The organism is Mycolicibacterium arseniciresistens, assembly GCF_030519285.1.
Lineage (GTDB): Bacteria > Actinomycetota > Actinomycetes > Mycobacteriales > Mycobacteriaceae > Mycobacterium > Mycobacterium arseniciresistens.
Genome location: NZ_JAUMSQ010000207.1, coordinates 1 through 2,734 on the forward strand (window position 1 = coordinate 1; position 2,734 = coordinate 2,734).

2 protein-coding genes are annotated in these 2,734 nt (G+C 71.8%); both read left to right on the forward strand.

What is annotated here, in order from left to right:
* The coding region (locus Q2100_RS21905; protein ID WP_302915751.1) for a bifunctional glycosyltransferase family 2/GtrA family protein at nt 1-1,237 on the forward strand (1,237 nt) is incomplete at its 5' end.
* A 25-nt stretch (nt 1,238-1,262) separates the two neighbouring features.
* The coding region (locus tag Q2100_RS21910; protein ID WP_302915752.1) for an ArnT family glycosyltransferase at nt 1,263-2,734 on the forward strand (1,472 nt) is incomplete at its 3' end.

Below are 2,734 nucleotides of genomic sequence, written 5' to 3' on the forward strand. Positions count from 1 at the left end.
CGCCGGGGCCGAGCGCCGCCGCTTCGCCTGCAGACCCAACGCCGCGCTGGCCGCCCGTGCTGCGGGCGTGCCGGTGCTCGACGTGGTCGTTCCGGTGTTCAACGAGGAGGCGGCGCTGGCGGATTCGATCCGTCGCCTGCACCGCCACCTGTCGGAGGACTTCCCGTTCCCGGCCCGCATCACCATCGCCGACAACGCGAGCACCGACGCGACGCCGCGCATCGCCGCCGACCTCGCCGCCGACCTCGGCGATGTCCGTGTCGTGCGGCTGGAGGAGAAGGGCCGCGGCCGGGCGCTGCACGCGGTGTGGTCGGCGTCGGATGCCCAGGTGCTTGCCTACATGGACGTCGACCTGTCCACGGATCTGGCGGCGCTGGCTCCGCTGACGGCGTCGCTCATCTCCGGCCACTCCGATCTCGCGATCGGCACCCGGCTGAGTCGGGGCGCCCGGGTGGTGCGCGGCGCCAAACGCGAGATCATCTCGCGCTGCTACAACTTTCTGCTCAGGTCGACGCTGTCGGCGCAGTTCTCCGACGCCCAGTGCGGCTTCAAGGCCATCCGCGCCGACGTCGCCCGCGAGCTGCTGCCCTTCGTCACCGACACCGGGTGGTTCTTCGACACCGAACTGCTGGTGCTGGCCGAGCGCAGCGGTCTGCGCATCCACGAGGTGCCGGTCGACTGGATCGACGACGAGGACAGCCGGGTGGACATCGTGGCGACCGCCGCGGCCGACCTCAGGGGTATCGGCCGGCTGCTTCGCGGCTTCGCCGACGGCTCGATCCCGGTGAATCTGCTTGCCGCACAGCTTGGCTCGTCGCGGATGTGCGCGCCGAAGACGTCATTGCTGCGGCAGGTGGTGAGGTTCGGCGCGGTCGGAGCCGTGTCCACCGTCGCCTATCTGGCGCTGTTCATGCTGACCCGCGGAGCGTTCGGCGCGCAGGCCGCCAATCTGGTGGCGCTGCTGGTCACGGCGGTCGGCAACACCGCGGCCAACCGGCGGTTCACCTTCGCGGTGGCCGGGCGCGGCTCGATGGTCCGCCACCACGTCCAAGGTCTGCTCGTCTTCGCCGTCGCACTGGGCGTGACGAGTGGATCGCTGGCCCTGCTGCACGGACTCATCCCCCAGCCGCATCGAGCGCTCGAGCTCGTGGTGCTGGTCGCGGCCAACCTGGTCGCCACCGTGCTGCGCTTCCTGCTGCTGCGCGGCTGGGTCTTCCGTACCCGCCGAACCTGTTGACTCCGAACATGATCGAGGACTTCTGATGACACTCACCGCACCTCAGCCGGTTGCCGGCTCCGCGCCCGCCACCGCCGCCGCTCCGCGATGGCCACATCTGGCCCTGCCTGTGTTGCTGGCCGCCACGGCCCTGCTCTACCTGTGGGGCCTGGGCCGGTCCGGCTGGGCCAACGACTATTACGCCGCCGCCGCGCAGGCCGGCACCCAGAGCTGGACGGCCTGGCTGTTCGGCTCGCTGGACGCAGGCAACGCCATCACCGTCGACAAGCCGGCCGCCGCGCTGTGGGTGATGTCGCTGTTCGGCCGGCTGTTCGGCTTCACCCCGTTCACCATGCTGCTGCCCCAGGCGCTGATGGGTGTGGCGACCGTCGCCCTGCTCTACGCCGCCGTGAAGCGCACCAGCGGGCCCGCCGCCGGCCTGACCGCCGCAGCGGTGATGGCCGTGACACCCGTTGCGGCGCTGATGTTCCGCTTCAACAATCCCGACGCCCTGCTGGTGCTGCTGCTGGTCGCGGCGGCCTACGCCATGGTGCGCGCCATCGAGACGGCGGGCACGCGGTGGATGCTGCTGGTCGGTGTGGCTCTGGGATTCGCCTTTCTGACCAAGATGCTGCAGGCGTTCCTGGTTGTCCCGGGCCTGGCGCTGGCCTTCCTGGTCGCCGCACCGGTGGGGTGGTGGCACCGCGTCTGCGGGCTGATGGTCGGCGCCGTGTCGATGGTCGTGTCGGCCGGCTGGTACATCGCGCTGGTCGAGTGGTGGCCGGCGGACTCGCGGCCCTACATCGGCGGATCCACCGACAACAGCCTGCTGCAGTTGGCGCTGGGCTACAACGGGATCGAGCGCATCGCCGGCGGCGAGGGGCCAGGCGGCGGGGGGCCGGGCGGCGGACCGGGTGGCAGCCTGTTCTTCGGTGGTCAGGCGGGCATCGGCCGGTTGTTCGGCGCATCCATGGGTGTCGAGGCGTCATGGCTGCTGCCCGCCGCGCTGATCGGTCTGGTCGCGGGCTTCTGGCTCACCCGCCGCTCGCCACGCACCGACGGGGTGCGCGCGGCGCTGCTGCTGTGGGGTGGCTGGCTCCTGGTGACCGGTGCGGTGTTCAGCTTCATGGACGGCACCATCCACCCGTATTACACGGTGGCGCTGGCGCCGGCCGTCGCCGCGCTGGTCGGCCACTCGACCGCCGAATTGTGGCGGGGCCGCGCGCATCCGTGGCCGCGGCTCGTGCTCGCGGCGATGGTGGCGGCCACCGGGGTGTGGGCGTTCGTCCTGCTCGACCGCACACCGGACTTCGTGCCGGTGCTGCGGTGGGCTGTGCTGGTCGGAGCGGTCGCCGCGGCCGCGGTGCTCGCGGTCGGGGCGCACCGGTTGCGGCGCGCCACCGCGGTGGTGGTGCTGGCGGCGGCGTTGTCCTCGCTCGCCGCACCGGCGGCGTTCGCGATCTACAACGTGGTCCATCCCTCGAGCGGCCCGGGCACCATGTCGGGACCGGCGCGTGA